The organism is Phaeobacter sp. 11ANDIMAR09, assembly GCF_001294455.1.
In the GTDB taxonomy this organism is placed as follows: domain Bacteria; phylum Pseudomonadota; class Alphaproteobacteria; order Rhodobacterales; family Rhodobacteraceae; genus Pseudophaeobacter.
Window position 1 is genome coordinate 78,080 of sequence record NZ_LIKT01000014.1, and the last position, 17,292, is coordinate 95,371.

At 57.6% G+C, this 17,292-nt stretch carries 18 protein-coding genes; 13 read left to right on the top strand and 5 right to left on the bottom strand.

The genetic code is table 11. The annotated features are described in order from the left end of the window. The first annotated feature begins 5 nt into the window (after positions 1-5). Both alaS and AN476_RS13190 read left to right on the top strand, forming a co-directional pair. On the top strand, positions 6-2,657 hold the full coding sequence (alaS, locus tag AN476_RS13185; protein ID WP_054462089.1) for an alanine--tRNA ligase: 2,652 nt from the start codon (positions 6-8) through the stop codon (positions 2,655-2,657). A 167-nt stretch (positions 2,658-2,824) separates the two neighbouring features. Then, positions 2,825-3,112 carry a DUF1330 domain-containing protein gene (locus AN476_RS13190; RefSeq protein ID WP_054462090.1) on the top strand — a complete coding sequence of 96 codons (288 nt, stop codon included), beginning with the start codon at positions 2,825-2,827 and terminating at the stop codon, positions 3,110-3,112. Between the two features lie 150 nt (positions 3,113-3,262). Here the strand turns inward: AN476_RS13190 and typA are convergent, their stop codons facing one another. Further along, a complete protein-coding gene (gene typA, locus AN476_RS13195) occupies positions 3,263-5,083 on the bottom strand; it encodes a translational GTPase TypA (protein ID WP_054462057.1) in 1,821 nt (606 codons plus the stop codon). A 206-nt stretch (positions 5,084-5,289) separates the two neighbouring features. Further along, complete coding sequence (locus AN476_RS13200) at positions 5,290-5,625, bottom strand: multidrug efflux SMR transporter (RefSeq protein ID WP_054462058.1); 336 nt, start codon at positions 5,623-5,625, stop codon at positions 5,290-5,292. A gap of 248 nt (positions 5,626-5,873) precedes the next feature. On the opposite strand from AN476_RS13200, the gene AN476_RS13205 reads away from it, so the two are divergent. Next, positions 5,874-6,692, top strand: coding sequence for a class II glutamine amidotransferase (locus tag AN476_RS13205; protein WP_054462059.1), 819 nt, complete (start codon positions 5,874-5,876; stop codon positions 6,690-6,692). Positions 6,693-6,696: 4 nt separating this feature from the next. Here AN476_RS13205 and AN476_RS13210 read toward each other — a convergent pair whose 3' ends face one another. The 3 genes from AN476_RS13210 to AN476_RS13220 are packed head-to-tail and all read right to left on the bottom strand — an operon-like array spanning position 6,697 to position 8,758. Next, positions 6,697-7,866, bottom strand: a complete 1,170-nt coding sequence (locus AN476_RS13210; RefSeq protein WP_054462060.1) for an HD domain-containing protein — start codon at positions 7,864-7,866, stop codon at positions 6,697-6,699. Continuing rightward, entirely contained in the window at positions 7,863-8,105 is a 243-nt protein-coding gene (locus AN476_RS13215; protein ID WP_054462061.1) for a hypothetical protein, read from the bottom strand. The genes AN476_RS13210 and AN476_RS13215 overlap by 4 nt, the downstream gene beginning before the upstream one ends. After that, positions 8,105-8,758, bottom strand: a complete 654-nt coding sequence (locus tag AN476_RS13220; RefSeq protein WP_009808392.1) for an alpha/beta hydrolase — start codon at positions 8,756-8,758, stop codon at positions 8,105-8,107. Before AN476_RS13220 ends, AN476_RS13215 begins: the two co-directional genes overlap by 1 nt. Before the next feature lie 191 nt (positions 8,759-8,949). Here AN476_RS13220 and AN476_RS13225 point away from each other — a divergent pair, with 191 nt between their 5' ends. The 10 genes from AN476_RS13225 (at position 8,950) to AN476_RS13270 (ending at position 17,292) form a co-directional block, all read left to right on the top strand. After that, entirely contained in the window at positions 8,950-9,411 is a 462-nt protein-coding gene (locus AN476_RS13225) for an Rrf2 family transcriptional regulator (RefSeq protein ID WP_054462062.1), read from the top strand. A 63-nt stretch (positions 9,412-9,474) separates the two neighbouring features. Further along, a complete protein-coding gene (locus AN476_RS13230; protein WP_054462063.1) occupies positions 9,475-10,518 on the top strand; it encodes a cysteine desulfurase family protein in 1,044 nt (347 codons plus the stop codon). Between the two features lie 15 nt (positions 10,519-10,533). After that, positions 10,534-12,054 carry a Fe-S cluster assembly protein SufB gene (sufB, locus tag AN476_RS13235; protein ID WP_054462064.1) on the top strand — a complete coding sequence of 507 codons (1,521 nt, stop codon included), beginning with the start codon at positions 10,534-10,536 and terminating at the stop codon, positions 12,052-12,054. Positions 12,055-12,105: 51 nt separating this feature from the next. Next, the gene (locus AN476_RS13240; RefSeq protein WP_083464334.1) at positions 12,106-12,984 is read left to right on the top strand and encodes an FkbM family methyltransferase; all 879 of its coding nucleotides are present in this window, start codon (positions 12,106-12,108) and stop codon (positions 12,982-12,984) included. A gap of 1 nt (position 12,985) precedes the next feature. Next, on the top strand, positions 12,986-13,300 hold the full coding sequence (locus tag AN476_RS13245; RefSeq protein ID WP_054462065.1) for a heavy metal-binding domain-containing protein: 315 nt from the start codon (positions 12,986-12,988) through the stop codon (positions 13,298-13,300). A 2-nt stretch (positions 13,301-13,302) separates the two neighbouring features. Beyond that, the gene (locus tag AN476_RS13250) at positions 13,303-14,142 is read left to right on the top strand and encodes a polysaccharide pyruvyl transferase family protein (protein ID WP_054462066.1); all 840 of its coding nucleotides are present in this window, start codon (positions 13,303-13,305) and stop codon (positions 14,140-14,142) included. A 33-nt stretch (positions 14,143-14,175) separates the two neighbouring features. Further along, positions 14,176-14,931: a Fe-S cluster assembly ATPase SufC gene (sufC, locus tag AN476_RS13255; RefSeq protein WP_054462067.1), complete on the top strand. Its 756-nt coding sequence runs from the start codon at positions 14,176-14,178 to the stop codon at positions 14,929-14,931. A 1-nt stretch (position 14,932) separates the two neighbouring features. Then, positions 14,933-16,213 (top strand): SufD family Fe-S cluster assembly protein, encoded by a 1,281-nt coding sequence (locus AN476_RS13260; protein ID WP_054462068.1) that lies wholly within the window; start codon positions 14,933-14,935, stop codon positions 16,211-16,213. Continuing rightward, positions 16,214-16,711: a hypothetical protein gene (locus AN476_RS13265; RefSeq protein ID WP_054462069.1), complete on the top strand. Its 498-nt coding sequence runs from the start codon at positions 16,214-16,216 to the stop codon at positions 16,709-16,711. Further along, complete coding sequence (locus AN476_RS13270) at positions 16,708-17,292, top strand: YIP1 family protein (RefSeq protein ID WP_054462070.1); 585 nt, start codon at positions 16,708-16,710, stop codon at positions 17,290-17,292. Before AN476_RS13265 ends, AN476_RS13270 begins: the two co-directional genes overlap by 4 nt.

A 17,292-nucleotide genomic window follows, 5' to 3' on the forward strand; every position in this document is an offset into this window, starting at 1 on the left:
TCTCCATGGCGACGCTGAACGATATCCGCTCCACCTTTCTGAACTACTTTGCCAAACAGGGGCATGAGATCGTCGACTCCAGCCCGCTGGTGCCGCGCAATGATCCCACCCTGATGTTTGTGAACTCAGGCATGGTGCAGTTCAAGAACCTGTTTACCGGGGTTGAATCCCGCGACTATCAACGCGCCACCACGGCGCAGAAATGTGTGCGCGCCGGTGGTAAGCACAATGATCTCGACAATGTCGGCTATACAGCGCGCCATCATACCTTCTTTGAAATGCTGGGGAACTTCTCCTTTGGCGATTATTTCAAAGAAGAGGCGATCCCCTTTGCCTGGGAGCTGATCACCAAAGAATTTGGCATCGACAAAAACCGCCTGCTAACCACGGTCTATCACACCGATGACGAGGCCTTTGCGATCTGGAAGAAACTGGGCGTGCCAGAGGATCGCATCATCCGCATCGATACAGCGGATAACTTCTGGCAGATGGGCCCCACCGGTCCCTGTGGTCCCTGCACCGAGATCTTCTACGATCACGGCGACCATATCTGGGGTGGCCCTCCCGGTTCCGCGGAGGAAGAGGGCGACCGCTTCATCGAGATCTGGAACGTCGTCTTTATGCAGAACGAAAAGTTCGAAGACGGCTCGATGACTCCGCTGGATATGCAGTCGATCGACACAGGCATGGGGCTGGAGCGGATCGGCGCGCTGTTGCAAGGCAGCCATGACAACTATGACACAGATCTGTTCAAATCCCTGATCGAGGCCTCGGCGGAAGTCACGAGTTCTGACCCCTATGGCGATCAGAACGTGCACCACCGGGTGATTGCGGACCATCTGCGCTCGACCTCTTTCCTGATGGCCGACGGGGTGATGCCGTCGAATGTGGGCCGTGGTTTTGTGCTGCGTCGCATCATGCGCCGCGCCATGCGTCATGCGCATCTGTTGGGGGCCAAGGATCCGGTGATGCACCGTCTGGTGCCCGCCTTGGTGCAGCAGATGGGGGCCGCCTATCCCGAGTTGGGCCAGGCCCAGTCGATGATCGAAGAGACCCTTCAGCAGGAAGAGACCCGCTTCAAACAGACCCTGGAACGGGGCCTGAAGTTGCTGGATGATGAGGTCTCCGCGCTGGATGAGGGGGCCGCACTTCCCGGTGCCACGGCCTTCAAACTCTATGACACCTACGGTTTCCCGCTTGATCTGACCCAGGACGCCCTGCGCGAAAAGGGGCGTGAGGTCGACACGGACGGGTTTGACAGCGCCATGGCTGAGCAAAAAGCCAAGGCCCGTGCTGCCTGGTCCGGCTCCGGCGACAGTGCTGACAGCACAATCTGGTTTGATATCGCGGATAAACACGGTGACACTGACTTCCTGGGCTATGACACCGAGGTTGCCGAGGGTCAGGTTGTTGCTCTGGTTAAAGACGGCGCAGAGGTCAGCGAAGCGGGGCAGGGTGACAAGGTGCAACTGGTTCTGAACCAGACGCCGTTTTACGCCGAATCCGGTGGCCAGGTTGGCGACAGCGGCGAGATCCGCGTTGAGGGCGGGCTTATCCGTGTCACAGACACCAAAAAATCTGCCGGTGTCTTTATCCATATGGGGGAAGTGGTTGAGGGGCTGGTCACCGCGGGCGCCCCGGCGCAGCTGGTTGTTGATCCGGCACGGCGTTCTGCCATTCGCGCCAACCACTCCGCCACCCACCTGCTGCACGAGGCCCTGCGCGAGGCGCTTGGGGACCATGTGGCCCAGCGGGGCTCGTTGAATGCCGATGATCGCCTGCGGTTTGATTTTAGTCATACCAAGGCCCTGAGCGAGGCTGAGCTGAGCAAGGTCGCTGCGGATGTGAATGCCTTCATCCGGCAGAACACCCCTGTGGAAACCCGCATCATGACCCCAGACGATGCCCGTGCCCTGGGCGCGCAGGCGCTGTTTGGCGAAAAATACGGGGATGAAGTTCGGGTGGTGTCGATGGGCCGGGCCCAAACGGGCAAGGGCAACGACGGGGAAACCTATTCGATCGAGCTTTGTGGCGGCACGCATGTGCGCCAGACCGGTGATATCGGCACCTTTGTCATCTTGGGAGATAGTGCCTCCTCCGCCGGGGTGCGTCGGATCGAAGCTCTGACCGGTGCCGCTGCCTTTGATCATCTGGAGCGCACTGCGGGTCAAATGGCCGAGATCGCGGGAACGCTCAAGGCGCAGCCCGGCGAGGTGATGGATCGTTTGAAATCCATGATGGACGAGCGCAAGGCGCTGCAGAATGAGATCTCCAATCTGAAGCAACAGCTTGCCATGGGCGGTGGGGCCGGTGGCGGCGCTGAAGCGAAAGAGATCGCTGGCAGGAAATTCCTGGCCAAGGCTCTGGAAGGGGTCTCTGGCAAAGATCTTCGCGGCTTGATCGATGCTCATAAGCAGAGCATCGGCTCGGGTGTGATTCTGTTGATTGCCGAGGATGGTGGCAAAGTTGCCGTAGCTGCGGGTGTTACAGATGATCTGACCAGCGATGTCTCTGCTGTTGAGGTGCTGCGCGCGGCGGTGCCTGCTGTCGGTGGCAAGGGTGGCGGTGGTCGTCCCGATATGGCCCAGGGCGGCGGCAAGGACTTTGCTGGCGCCGAAGAGGCAATCGCTGCGGCTGAAGCCTTTCTGGCGCGTTAAAGATCCACAGAGGCGCTGAGCCTAAATGCACATGAAAAGAGCGCTCGCAGTCATCTGACTTGCGGGCGTTTTGTCTGTTGGACCATTTGGTCAAAAAACTGATCGACCTTGGGGTGCAATTGCCTATGCTGAGCCCAAAGCCCAGGCAGATTACCGGAGGATCCCAGATGCCCGCACTTTGGATTGCACATGTTACCGTCACCGACGAAGAGGCCTATGGCAAATATGCCAAGCTGGCCGGCCCGGCTGTGGCCAAGGCTGGCGGCGAGTTTATCGCCCGTGGCGGTCGCTTTGTTCAGCTGGAAGGAAAGGAACGCCCGCGCAATGTGGTTGCTAAATTCCCCAGCGTTGAGGCCGCCGTAGACTGTTACAACAGCCCCGAATATCAAGAAGCGCTGAGCCATGCGCGCAACGCGTCTGAGCGCGAACTGATGGTTGTTGAGACCAGCGAATAACTCAAATCCCATATTGATCTAAAGTGAAAAGGGCTCCTGCAGGAGCCCTTTTCCTATTGTGATACCGCGCTTTGACACCAAGGGCCTGGTACTGAAAAGGAAAAGGACGCCCTGAGGCGTCCTTTCAATTTATTATAAGCGACAAAGGCCTTAGCCGTTTTCACGGGCCATCCGCTTGCGCTCATGCGGGTCGAGATAACGCTTACGCAGACGGATCGAGTTTGGCGTAACTTCCACCAGTTCGTCGTCATTGATATAGGCGATGGCCTCTTCCAGCGACAGGGTGATCGGTGTGGTCAGGCGGACAGCTTCGTCGGTGCCAGAGGCCCGAACGTTGGTCAGCTTTTTGCCTTTCAGTGGGTTCACTTCCAGATCGTTTTCGCGGGAGTGTTCACCGATGATCATGCCTGTATAGATATCCACCTGCGAGCCAATGAACATCTTGCCGCGATCTTCCAGGTTCCACAGCGCATAGGCCACGGACTGGCCGCTTTCCATCGACAGCAAAACGCCAGCGCGGCGGCCGGGAATAGAGCCTTTGTGCGGCGCCCAGCCGTGGAAAACACGGTTCAAAACGCCTGTGCCGCGCGTATCGGTGAGGAATTCACCATGATAGCCAATCAGGCCGCGGGACGGGACATGGGCAATAATGCGGGTCTTGCCAGCACCGGCAGGGCGCATCTCGACCAGCTCACCCTTCCGGGCGCCGGTGATTTTTTCGATGACCGCACCGGAGTATTCGTCATCCACGTCGATGGTGGCTTCCTCGATTGGCTCCATACGAACGCCATCGACTTCTTTCATCAGAACCTGCGGGCGCGAGATTGACAGTTCAAAGCCTTCGCGGCGCATGTTCTCGATCAGAACACCCATCTGAAGTTCGCCACGGCCGGCAACTTCAAAGGCGTCGCCGCCGGGGGTGTCGGTGATTTTGATCGCGACGTTGCCTTCGGCTTCTTTCATCAGGCGGTCACGGATCACCCGCGACTGAACCTTTTTGCCGTCACGGCCGGCCAGCGGGCTGTCGTTGATGCCAAAGGTCACGGTGATGGTGGGCGGATCGATTGGCTGGGCATCCAGGGCTTCGTCCACGGCCAGCGCGCAGATGGTGTCGGCAACGGTAGCTTTGGTCATGCCGGCCAGCGAGACGATATCACCCGCCTGGGCTTCGTCGATGTCCTGCTGTGCCAGGCCGCGGAAGGCCTGAATTTTGGTAACGCGGAACTGTTCGATCTTTTGGCCAATGCGGGACAGGGCCTGCACGGTGGCGCCTACTTTCAGGGTGCCGCTTTCAACGCGACCGGTCAGCAGGCGGCCCACAAAGGGGTCAGAGCCCAGAGTGGTGGCCAGCATGCGGAAATCTTCGCCCTGACGTTTGATCTGCTTTGGCTCTGGCACGTGGTTGACGATCAGATTGTACAGCGCGTGCAGATCCTTGCGGGGACCGTCCAGCTCGGCATCGGCCCAGCCATTCCGGCCCGAGGCATACATATGCGGGAAATCCAGCTGATCTTCGGTCGCGTCCAATGATGCAAAGAGATCAAAGCATTCGTCCAGCGCACGATCAGGCTCGGCGTCGGGCTTGTCGACCTTGTTCAGCACCACGATGGGGCGCAGGCCCAGGGCCAGGGCTTTGGAGGTCACAAACTTGGTTTGAGGCATGGGGCCTTCTGCGGCATCCACCAGCAGAACAACGCCATCAACCATCGACAGGATGCGCTCAACCTCGCCGCCAAAGTCGGCGTGACCTGGGGTGTCCACGATATTGATACGGGTACCGTTCCACTCCACCGAAGTGGGTTTCGCAAAGATGGTAATGCCCCGCTCGCGTTCCAGGTCGTTGCTGTCCATGGCACGCTCTGCCACAGCCTGGTTTTCGCGGAAGGCGCCGGATTGTTTCAGCAGCTCATCAACCAGGGTGGTTTTCCCGTGGTCCACGTGAGCAATGATCGCAATGTTGCGCATGTCCATGACGTCGTCAGCCTTTGTAAGGAAGTTGCGCCGCCCATAGCCCGATCCCACGCCAAAGGCCAGAAGAAATACGCCATTTCGACCCCGGAAGGCAAAAGCTGCAGGAATACTGCGTATTAAATCTCGGCTTTTGCCATTCTGGCGCTGTGACCCGGGCCCTGTCGGCGGATGGCAGGGCCTAGACCCGTCTTAGCAACTGGCGCGGGTTAGTGGCCAGAAGAGGACGAAAATAGATGAATGACCAGCACGCCAGAGATGATCAGCCCAATGCCAAGGATGGCCGGAAGGTCCAACCGCTGCCCAAATAATACCAGCCCAATGAGGGCAATGAGCACAATGCCAAGACCTGCCCAGATCGCATAGACCAGGCCCACCGGCATATATTTGAGCGTTTGCCCCATCATGAAGAAGGAAAACCCATAGGCAACAAAAACCAGAAGCGATGGGCCTAGGCGCGAGAACTGCTGGCTGGCCTGCAGCGCCGTGGTGCCGATAGTTTCGGCGATCACGGCGATGATAAGATAGAGATAGTGAACGGGCATGTCCGTATCCTTTTGTGCTCAGGTCCTCGGCGAGTAACCCTTTGGCCATAGCTGAAGGTTATGATCGGGAACAGTCTGGAAACGGCACTGGGCGCGGTTTTTCTGGCGCATCACCTGTTCCTCTATGGCGGGGCGGGATTTGCATCGTTGAACAGGTACCTGTGCAGTTGGGATGATCGACGCTGTCTCAAGAGCCGGGTAACAACACTGTGATTGACTTCCACTGAACCCAAAAGAAAGACAAACCAATGTGCCGCTGGGCCGCCTATCTCGGATCTCCGATCTATCTTGAAGACATCATTTCCCTCCCCGGTCATTCGTTGGTGGCGCAGAGCCAAGAGGCCACCGAGTGTAAAACCAGCACCAATGGCGATGGGTTTGGGGTTGCCTGGTACGGCAGCAGGGAAGAACCGGGTCTGTACCGGGATGTCTATCCGGCCTGGTCCGATCCAAATTTGCGGGCTCTGTCGCACCAGGTCGAATCCGGTTTGTTCTTGTCCCATGTCCGTGCCTCGACCGGGTCAGCCATCAGTCGCAACAATTGCCACCCCTTTGCGGTTGGGCGCTGGTCTTTCATGCACAACGGTCAGGTCGGCGGGTTCGAAGGATTCCGCCGTTACGCCGACATGTGTGTCCCGGATGATCTGTATCCCCACCGCAAAGGCGCTACCGATAGTGAAATCCTGTTTCTACTGACCCTAAAGGAAGGGTTGGACAGAGATCCTCTGGCGGCCCTGGAACGGGCCGTTGCCAAACTGGAAAGCCTGTCACGCAGTCGCGGTAGCACCCCGCATATGCGGCTGTCGGTGGCTTTGTCTGATGGGCACAAGCTCTATGCGGCGCGCTATTCTTCTGACCATATCGCGCCGTCGCTCTATTATCGCTGGAGCGCGACCCGCCAGGGCTGGGCCGTTGTGTCTGAACCTTTGGAGCAGGAACAGGACGGGTGGCAGCAATTGCCTGCGGGCGGGTTTCTGACCCTGTCGACCCGCCCTGACAGTGGCGGCGCCAAAGTCGAAAGTTTTGATCCGGGCAGGCATGAAGTCGACCTGAATTGCCCGGATTAAGATGTTATGATCGCTGGTTTTCCTCAAACCATGGTGTAATTTCGGCGCGGACATATTCCCAGACATCAGGCGCGCCACGTATGACTTTGACGCCTACACGTGCCTCGACCTGCGCAAGACTGACGTCATAGTCCAGCCAGCTGCCACCGCCGTTGAGAAGGTTCAGCAATACCGGCTGCACCCGATCAATGGCCTTGGCAAAGACCGCATCATTGCTGGTCGCGGCCTCAAACTCGTCCCAGAGGGCGCGAAAGGCTGTGCCCTGTCCCTCTGGTAGCAGGCCAAAAAGCCGATCAGCCGCCTGTTGCTCCTGAACCTCCTGCGCAGCGAGCGCCTCGGCGGAGACCGCCCCGTGAATGGGGGTGTCCCCGGCGTCAATTTCGACAATATCATGCAGAAGCAACATGTTGATGACGCGGGAAATATCGATGTCAGATCTGGCATGCTCCGCCAGGATCCAGCCGTATAGCATGATGTGCCAGCTGTGCTCGGCCGAGTTTTCGGCCCGCGAGCCATCGCCAAGCCGAGTGGCACGCAAAACGGATTTGAGCCCATCGGCCTCATTGAGGAAGGGCAGCCGCTGGCTGAGGCCGTTGCTCCCCCCTTCACGGGGCTCGCCCAAGAGGGACATGGCGTGGTGGTAGGCCTCGGGGAGGTTTTGCTGCAGCGCCGCAGCCCGGCCCCCAAACAGATTGCCGCGCACAACAGCGATGTGATCGGACAGCGGGTCTTTGCCATACAGCGTTTGGAAAATCGGCTGGCAGTGGTCCAGGTGCTTGGCAAAGCGTGCATCTGGCGATTCGGCACTTTCAAACTCATGCCAAAGATCATGCAGCGCCGCCCCTTGATCGCTGGGCAAAAGCCCAAACAATCGTTTGGCGGCGGCGGCCTCGGCCACTGCGACGGCAGCCCAGTCAAAATCTTCGTCAATTGGGTGGTCGCCGGCGTCGATTTCCACCAGATCATGCAACAACAGCATCTGAATGACGCGGCTGATAGATACATCTGGCTCAGCAAAGGGCGCCAGAACCAGAGCATAGAGCGCCAGATGCCAGCTGTGTTCGGCAGAGTTCTCCCGGCGCGTACAGTCCAGGATCAGGTTCTGCCGCTCAATTCCGCGCAGCCTGTCTGCCTCCAGCAAGAACGCAAACTGCGCCTCGATACGCTGGGTCATCTCTTGGCTTTCTCTTCGAGTTCGCTTTGCACCTGGGCCAGTTTGTCTGCGATGAATTCACGGGCTTTGCGTTCGGCAAGCCGGACACGGATTTCGGTCAAAAAGGCTTCTTCTAGGGATTGTGAGGCTGCCCCGAGCACCTGGGCAACCTCCATGTAAAAGCGATCCTCGCCAATGGCGTCCTGGACCTTGAGCGTATCGACAGCCAGCTTTTCACCCAGCTTTTCGATGGTTCCCATTAGCGGGTGTTCTCCGTCAGGCGGCGTTTCACATAGTCAGTTGTGTGGCCCATCAATGTGTCCATGTGATCCCCCTGGAAGAAGTGATCAGCGCCTTCCACTTCGGTATGAGTGACTGTGATGCCTTTTTGCTCGTGCAATTTGTTCACCAGATTGACGGTATCCGCAGGTGGTGCCACTCGGTCGGAGGTGCCATTGATGATCAAACCGGAGGACGGGCAGGGCGCCAAGAAAGAGAAATCATACATATTGGCGGGCGGCGCTACCGAGATGAAACCGGTGATTTCGGGACGGCGCATCAGCAGCTGCATGCCAATCCAGGCGCCAAAAGAGAAACCAGCAACCCAGCAATGCTTGGAGTTGTTGTTCATCGACTGCAGATAGTCCAGTGCTGACGCCGCATCAGACAGTTCGCCAATGCCCTGATCGTATTCGCCCTGCGACCGGCCCACGCCACGGAAATTGAACCGCAAAACGGTAAAACCCATGTTGTAGAACGCATAGTGCAGATTGTAGACGACCTTGTTATTCATAGTGCCGCCAAACTGCGGATGCGGGTGCAGCACGATGGCAATGGGCGCGTCTTTTTCTTTTTGTGGGTGATAGCGGCCTTCCAGGCGGCCTTCGGGTCCAGGAAAAATGACCTCAGGCATGGGTAAGTGGATCCTACTCTTATTTCTGCAGATGCTGCCGAGGGAATACTTGACGAATTCCATCAGCCATCTTAGAACAATTCTAATTGCTGGCGCAGGCCATTGCATTGCACCGTCACGCTGAGATAAGCATTCGCGCGGTTGAGGTCAATGTTTTCGCGCGTCGGCTGAATGTTTGGAGATATGGAAAGATGAAGCTTTCTACCAAAGGGCGCTACGCGATGGTCGCATTGGCTGACATAGCACTGCAGTCAGAAGGTGCGCTGGTGGTGCTCGGGGATATCTCCAAACGGCAGAATATCTCGCTTCCCTATCTAGAGCAGCTTTTTGTGAAACTGCGCCGCGCGGAGCTGGTTTCTTCGGTTCGCGGCCCGGGCGGTGGGTACCGTTTGGCGCGCCCGCCTTCGGAAATTCGCGTGGTGGATATCCTGAGCGCCGTTGATGAAACCGTTGATGCCATGCACAAAGGGGCCGGGGCTTCTGGTGCTACGAGCGGCAGCCGGGCGCAATCGCTGACAAACCGCCTGTGGGAGAGTCTGAGCGCACATGTCTATGTGTTTCTGCACCAGACGCGACTGTCCGACGTTATTCAGAATGATCTGGCACCCTGTCCCGCCGTTCCTGGTCTGTTTTCGGTTGTTGACGCAGAATAATCCGGGCAATGCCACGCGTGAATGCGCCAGCTCCGTCCCACTTGAACGAGAAAAGATGATTCCATGAAGCGGGTTTATCTCGATCACAACGCGACCACACCACTGGCCCCTGCGGCCCGTGCGGCGATGATTGCGGCCATGGATCACTGCGGCAACCCTTCCTCGGTTCATGCCGAAGGGCGCGCAGCCAAGGCAGTGGTTGAACGTGCCCGCGCACAGTTGGCTGCGGCCTTTGGCGCCGATGGTGCGGATATTGTATTCACCTCTGGCTCAACCGAGGGAGCCTCCCTGGCACTTGCAGGGAGGAACCTGCACGGGGCGGCAATTGAACATGATGCCGTAAGGGCTTGGACCAAAGAGGATCTTTTGGTTTCTTCCGATGGCGTGGTCGCGGTTGAAACCCCCGGAGAAACAACGCTGCAACTGGCCAATTCCGAAACCGGCGTGGTGCAAAGCCTGCCGCAGGGCCTGGCCGTGAGCGATGTGACCCAGGGTTTTGGCAAATTGCCCATCGCCTTTAATTGGTTGGGCGTCGGCATGGCGCTGATTTCGGCCCACAAATTCGGTGGGCCCAAGGGTATTGGCGCCGTGGTAATGCCACGGGGTACGGATCTTGCGGCGCAAATCAAGGGGGGGGGGCAGGAAATGGGCCGCCGCTCCGGCACCGAAAATGTGATTGGTATCGCTGGTTTTGGCGCCGCTGCCGAAGCCGCTGCTGCGCAATTGGCCGATGGCACCTGGGAGAGGGTGCAACAACTGCGCGATCTGATGGAAGAGGCCCTTGTGGCTGGCGCTCCAGGTCTTATCTGTGCAGGCAAAGGTGCTGTCCGTTTGCCCAATACCAGCTGCTTTGCCGTGCCAGGCTGGAAGGGCGAAACACAGGTCATGCAGATGGACCTGGCTGGTTTTGCCATCAGCGCTGGCTCTGCATGTTCCAGCGGCAAGGTGCGCGCCAGCGCTGTGTTGACCGCGATGGGATTTGACGAAGATACCGCCCAGGGCGCCGTGCGCGTCTCGTTAGGGGCGACAACAACAAAAGAAGACGTGCTGCGCTTTGCCGAGGTATGGCTTCAGAAACACAAGAAACATCGCGCCCGCGTGGCGTGAGTGCAGGAGAATATCATGGCCGCTTTGGACCAGACCCAAGTCAAGGAAGGTGTTGACCAGGAAACCGTGGATGCGGTGGCCGAGGTCAGCACATATAAATACGGCTGGGAAACCGATATCGAGATGGAATATGCCCCCAAGGGCCTGACCACTGATATCGTTCGCCTGATCTCGGAAAAGAACGAAGAGCCTGAGTGGATGCTGAACTGGCGCCTCGAGGCCTATGATCGCTGGCTGCAAAAGGAAGAGCCAAGCTGGGCCATGGTGGACTACCCGGAAATCGACTTCCAGGACCAGTATTACTATGCCCGCCCGAAATCGATGGACGTGAAGCCAAAATCCCTGGATGAGGTCGATCCCAAGCTGCTGGAAACCTACAAAAAGCTGGGTATCCCGTTGAAAGAACAGATGATCCTTGCCGGGGTCGAGGGCGCTGAGGACATGCCTGCTGAGGGCCGCAAGGTGGCTGTCGACGCGGTGTTTGACTCGGTTTCCGTGGGCACCACCTTCCAGGCGGAGCTGAAAAAGGCCGGTGTGATCTTCTGCTCCATTTCGGAGGCAATCAAGGACCACCCGGAGCTGGTGAAGAAATACCTCGGCACCGTGGTTCCGGTCTCTGATAACTTCTATGCGACGCTGAACTCGGCCGTGTTCTCGGATGGCTCCTTTGTTTACATCCCACCCGGTGTGCGCTGCCCGATGGAGCTGTCGACCTATTTCCGTATCAATGCGGAAAACACTGGCCAGTTTGAGCGTACCCTGATTATTGCCGACAAGGGCTCTTATGTGAGCTACCTTGAGGGCTGCACCGCACCGGCCCGTGATATCGCCCAGCTACACGCGGCTGTGGTTGAGATCATCATTGAGGAAGACGCCGAGGTGAAATACTCCACCGTTCAGAACTGGTATCCCGGTGATGAAAACGGAAAGGGCGGCATTTATAACTTTGTCACCAAACGCGCCGATTGCCGGGGCGATCGCGCCAAGATCATGTGGACCCAGGTGGAAACCGGGTCGGCTGTGACCTGGAAATACCCCTCCTGCATCCTGCGCGGGGCCGAGAGCCAGGGCGAGTTCTACTCGATCGCCATCGCTAACAACATGCAGCAGGCCGACACCGGCACCAAAATGGTGCATTTGGGGCGCGACACCAAATCCCGGATCGTCTCCAAAGGCATCTCGGCAGGTAAAGCGCAAAACACCTACCGTGGTCTGGTCTCGATGCATCCTAAGGCAAAGAACAGCCGCAATTTCACCCAATGTGACAGCCTGTTGATCGGCGACAAATGTGGCGCCCACACGGTGCCCTATATCGAGGTGAAGAATAACTCATCCCGGGTTGAGCACGAGGCGACGACATCCAAAGTGGATGATGACCAGCTGTTCTACTGCCGCCAGCGCGGCATTGGCGAAGAAGACGCGGTGGCCCTGGTGGTCAACGGCTTCTGTAAGGACGTGCTGCAAGCACTGCCGATGGAATTCGCCATGGAAGCGCAGCAGCTGGTTGCCATCTCGCTGGAAGGGTCGGTGGGCTAACGCCACGATCCGGATCGTTCTTTTCCTTGAAACTCCAAAGGTCAATTTGACATGGACAACAAACAACCAGATCTGACCCGGCACGGCAAAAAGCTGGCGTTTGGTCGCGTTTTGGAAAGCGGCCCGCTGTCGCTGATCCATTGCGAGGTTCTGGGGCAACCTGTCAGCTTTTGTGTGAACAAGGAAAAGGATCCGATCCAACGCAGTCATCGCAATGGGACTTTTTACGAGCTCAACGAACTGGAGGCGCTGATGCCTCTGTTCCCTGAGGGTGGCACCTTTGTCGATATTGGGGCCAATGTTGGCAATCATTCCCTTTTTGCAGGGCTGTTCCTAAAGGCGGGTCGGGTTATTCCCTTTGAACCCAACCGCTTGGCCTATGATCTTCTGGTAAACAATATGCTCGTGAATGGGCTGCGTGACCGGGTTGATTTGTCAAAGCTTGGGGTGGGGCTTTCGGATGAGCAATCCGGTGGGTTTGCCATGGAAAAGCGCCGCCGAAACCTTGGCGGCGCCAAGATGCTCGCCGGAGAGGGAGATCTAGACGTCTATCGCGCGGATGACCTGCTCAGCGAGGTTGAACCTGACTTTATCAAGATTGATGTGGAAGGTATGGAAATCAAAGTGATTTCCGGTCTTTCTGGTGTCTTGGAGCGTTGTCGTCCGATCCTCATGATCGAGGTGGACATCGAAAACGAGGCGGCGTTTCAGGACTGGGTTCAGGAGGTGGGGTATGCCTCGTTGAATGTTTACCAGCGTTACCGGAGCAATAAGAACCATCTGATCGTTGACAAAGACCAGTTGAAAAACCTGCAGGCGAAGTTCACGCCGCCTCTGTCGGAACGCCAAGCTGATAAGGCGCGGCGCCAAAAGAGTGCTGCAATGAAAGCCAAAGAAGAAGGTGAAACTCTGGTAGGAGCGGAGAACTAAAATGATCGTCACAACGACCCCCTCGGTGGAGGGCTATCAGATCGCTGAATACAAGGGCATCGTCGTGGGTGAGGCCATCATGGGCGCCAATGTGGTGCGCGATGTTTTTGCCTCGATCACCGATATCGTTGGTGGACGCTCCGGCGCCTATGAAAGCAAACTGCAGGACGCGCGGGAAACCGCGCTGGCAGAGCTGGAAGACCGCGCCCGTGAAAAAGGCGCCAATGCCGTGGTCGGGGTTGATCTCGACTATGAGGTTGTTGGTCAATCCATGCTGATGGTTTCAGCCAGCGGCACAGCGGTGGTGATCGGCTGAAGATGACAGTTGCGACTTCTCATATGACAGCTGACAGCGGGCCCTTGCGTCTGTTTTGGTGGAAGGCGGTGCCAAACTTTGGCGATCTGCTCTCTGCCTCTGTGGTTGGCTATCTGAGTGGTCGTGAGGTCGTTCATGCAGGGCCGACCAAGGCAGAGCTCTTTGCTATTGGCTCCATCCTGCAAATCGTTCGGCGCAACTATGCAGAGGTAAACCCCGGGGCGCAAAAGCCGGTGATTTGGGGGGCGGGCCTGCTTCACGCGGTTTCATCAGTTGGATTTTTATCTAACGTAAACATTGCCTTGTTGCGTGGACCTGTTACGGCGAGCTTGCTCGGAATCAAAACGAATTGCTTTGGTGACCCCGGTCTTTTGGCCGCAGAGGTCTTTGCTGCCGCCGGGTCAAAAACGCATCGCTTTGGTCTGGTACCCCATCACAGCCAGATGGAGGAAGTGGAGATCAAGACCCTGGCGGAGAGCAGCGACGACATCCTGCTGATTGACCCGCGCCAGGATCCGGAAACGGTCTGTCGGCAGATCAGTTCCTGCGGGCACATCTATGCGGCCTCGCTGCATGGGCTGGTGACCGCCGATGCCTATGGGGTTACGTCGACCTGGGTTTCGCCGGGCGATCAGGGGCATCTGAAGTATTACGATTACGCCGCCTCAATTGGGCGGCCACTTATCTCGCCACTGGCCTGGGATCAGATCCCGGATCATGCGCGACACATCACTCAACCAGCAGAGCTGGACTATGGTGCGGGCATAGCGCGCGCCAGGGCCGATCTGCGCAACAGTTTTCCCGCGCAGCTGCGCGCAGAACAGAACACAGGCGCCGCCTAAAGAGTGGGCCACAAGAAAAGAGACGAGGAAAAAATGCTCGAAATCAAAAACCTGCACGTCAAACTTGAAGACGAGGACAAGCAGATCCTGAAAGGCCTGGACCTGACCGTAGAGGCCGGCAAGGTCCATGCCATCATGGGCCCCAATGGCTCGGGCAAGTCGACCCTGTCCTATGTGCTCTCTGGTCGCGATGGCTATGAGGTCACCGATGGCAGCGCCACGCTGGCAGGCGAAGACCTGCTGGAGCTGGAGCCCGAAGAGCGCGCAGCCTTGGGTGTTTTCCTGGCCTTCCAATACCCGGTTGAAATCCCCGGTGTAGGCAACATGACTTTCCTGCGTACCGCCGTGAATTCCCAGCGCAAAGCACGTGGCGAAGAAGAGCTGTCGGCGGCGGACTTCCTGAAAACCATTCGCGCCAAGGCAAAAGAGCTGAAGATTGACGCCGATATGCTGAAGCGTCCGGTGAATGTTGGCTTTTCGGGTGGTGAGAAAAAGCGCAACGAGATCCTGCAGATGGCGATGTTGGAGCCCAAGATGTGCATCCTGGATGAAACCGATTCCGGCTTGGATGTGGACGCGATGAAACTTGTGGCCGAAGGCGTCAACGCGCTACGTGACGAGGGCCGTGGTTTTCTGGTGATCACCCACTACCAGCGCTTGCTGGACCATATCAAACCCGATGTCGTGCATATTCTGGCCGGTGGCAAGATCGTCAAAACCGGCGGCCCCGAGCTGGCGCTGGAAGTTGAAAACAACGGCTATGCTGGTATCTTGGCGGAGGTCTCCTAAGATGGCTCTTGCGGAAGCAAAACAAAGCGCCACCGAGGCGCGGCTGGCAGCCATGAGCCTGCCTGAGGGGGGCTGCCTTGCCGCTGCGCGTCAGGCGGCGCTGTCGCGGGTGCAGACCCTGGGCCTGCCTGGACGGCGGGATGAGTATTGGAAATACACGCGTCCAGATAAGCTGACCTCCGCCGAGGTGAGCAAGGCCGCAGTTTTTGCCAGCGACGAAGAGCCAATGTTTTCCGAATTCGATCGCCTGAAGATCGTTTTTGTGGATGGGGTCTACAATGCCGAAGCCTCTGATGATCTGAGCCTGGAGGGGGTGCAGATTGATCGGATCGCTGACATCTGCTGTCAGGATATTCACTGGGCCAAAGATCTCTATGGCGTGCTTGAGGCGCGCGGTCAGTCTCCGGTTGCCCGACCCTTGGCGGCGTTGAACACTGCCTTTGCGCAGGATGGTGTTGCCATCCATGTGACGGGCAAACCGAGTAAGCCAATCAACCTAGTCTATGTGCATTCCGACGAAGCCTCAGACGCTATCCTGCATCACGTGATCCGCGTTGAAGCAGGCGCTGAGGCCACCATTCTGGAGAACGGCCCGGCGGCCTCGCGGTTTAACAAATGTATGGAAATCGACATTGCAGACACCGGCAAGCTGCATCTTGTCCGCGCCCAGGGGCGTGATCATGAACGTCGTGCGGCAACCCATTTGTTTGCGCGCCTTGGCAGCGAGTCTGTGTTCAAAAGCTTCACTCTCACCGTGAATGGCATTTTGACCCGCAACGAGGCCGTGGTTGAGATCCTTGGCGGCGATGCCATTGCGCATATTGCTGGTGCCTGCGTTGGCGATGGCGAATTCCACCACGACGACACAGTCTTTATCACCCATGACGCCGTGAATTGCGAAAGCCGTCAGGTTTTCAAAAAAGTGCTGCGCAACGGGGCTACGGGCGTGTTTCAGGGTAAGATCCTGGTGAAAGAGGGCGCTCAGAAAACCGATGGCTATCAGATCAGCCAGTCGCTGCTTCTGGATGACGACAGCCAGTTCTTGGCCAAACCTGAGTTGGAAATCTACGCGGATGACGTGATCTGCTCGCATGGCTCTACCACTGGCGCCATCGACGAAGAGGCGCTGTTTTACCTGCGTTCACGCGGGGTTCCAGCGCATGAGGCGACGGATCTGCTGACACTGGCCTTCCTGGCGGAAGCGGTTGAAGAGGTCGAAGACCAGTCGATTGCGGATGCAATTGTGGCCCGGCTCGAAGGCTGGCTGGCGCGGCGTCGCTAAATGGCAGTTACCGGAGATATCCTGTCAACATATCGGGGGCCGCGCAGGGTGTTTGCGCGGCTTCTGAGCATGGGCCCGCGCGAGGATCGGATGTTGGCAATCCTCATGGCCGGCTGCGCTTTGATGTTCGTCTCTCGGATGCCAAGCCTGGCGCGCGAGGCTCATCTGACCGGGCAGGAACAGACAATGTTGCTTAGTAACGCATTGTTTGGCATCATTTTTGTAGCGCCACTTGCGCTTTATACCCTGGCACTGATCGCACATTTCCTTGCCCGTGGCCTGCGCGGCACTGGTGAAAGCCACGCGGCGCGTCTGGCTCTGTTCTGGAGCTTTTTGGCAGCCAGCCCACTGATGCTGCTCAATGGCTTGGTAGCGGGTATGATTGGTCCGGGAACCGAGCTTAACCTGATTGGCGGGCTGTGGTTTTCTGCCTTTTTGTGGTTTTGGATTTCGGGGATGTATCAGGGGTATTGGGCTGGGGCCCAGGTGAAGTCATGAAGGCGCTGCTGTCCTTTGTCCTTCTGACACTGCGCCAACCCGGCGTTGCAGCGCGCAGCATTTTGCTGCGTCAGTTTCCAAATGAAGCCATTTGGACAGGTCTGTTCCTAGCCGTCATCCTGAACGCGTTGTTGTTTGGGGTTTTGGAATTGTTCATTCCTGATTCTGGTGAGCTGGCCATGTTTGATATGTCCTCGGAGTCTCCGGGGCTGTCGATGATGATCTCTGCGGTTAGAAGCGTGCTCTTTGCTGGTTTGCTAACCTTCGGAGGGCGTTGGCTGGGGGGATCAGGTCAATTCATGCCAATTCTGTCGCTCTTGGTTTGGGATCAGCTGCTGCAGCTGGTCTGTATGTCCATCGGCATTGCGGTTCTGTTGATCTCGCCGCAGCTGGGCAGCATGGTGTTTCTGGTGATCGGCCTTGTGCTGCTCTTTGTCCTGCTAAACTTTGTGAATGAAGCGCATGGGTTTGCCTCACTTTGGCGTGCCTTTGCCGTGGTTCTAATGGCCTCGATCGTGATGGTCTTTGCCATGATCCTTATCGTCAGGCTGCTTGGGCCTGCCAACCTTGGACTGCTGTAA